Origin of the sequence: Flavobacterium hydatis (assembly GCF_000737695.1) — a bacterium.
Taxonomy (GTDB): domain Bacteria; phylum Bacteroidota; class Bacteroidia; order Flavobacteriales; family Flavobacteriaceae; genus Flavobacterium; species Flavobacterium hydatis.
On the sequence record NZ_JPRM01000086.1, the window covers coordinates 1 to 648 of the forward strand.

General features: G+C 31.3%; 1 protein-coding gene. It reads left to right on the forward strand.

Annotated features, from left to right (window positions below; all coding sequences use genetic code 11):
* Window positions 1-405, forward strand: a 405-nt coding sequence (locus IW20_RS25135; RefSeq protein WP_035629149.1) for a gliding motility-associated C-terminal domain-containing protein, incomplete at its 5' end; no start/stop codon positions are given.
* Between the last annotated feature and the right edge of the window lie 243 nt (window positions 406-648).

Below are 648 nucleotides of genomic sequence, written 5' to 3' on the forward strand. Positions count from 1 at the left end.
CAAATACAAGATGAGGCTTGTCCTAGAAGTTTATTTGTAAATCTTTCTATCAATGATGATTGTAAAGTATTGGCCTGCGGAACGATTCTGGTACATAATGCTTTCTCTCCTAATGGTGACAACATGAATGCCCGATTTGTTATCGATAATATAGATGACACAACATGTTATCCTGATAATACTGTCGAAATATATAACCGTTGGGGTGTACTTGTATTTGAAACTAGAAACTATAATAACACAACAAATGCTTTTGACGGATTCTCTAGAGGAAGAACAACTGTAAGTGAACCATCTGGCTTACCAACGGGAACTTACTTTTACATTCTAAATTACACCTCTATAGATGGAAACGGTGCAATTCAGACGAATAAAAAAGATGGTTTCTTATATCTAACTAAATAACAAACAAAAAAACACAACTCACTGATAATATAACAGCTATGTTATCAGTGAAGTGTTTTACTAAAAAATGTCCTTTTTTTTGATATACAAATGCATCAATGCTTTTTATCAGTAACAAGAAGAACCCAATGCAATAATAAAATAATAAATATCTACTATGAGAACAAATTTATTTTCTTTCGTTTTGATGTTTACAGCTATAGTAAGTTACGCTCAACAAGATGCTCAATTTACTCAATATAT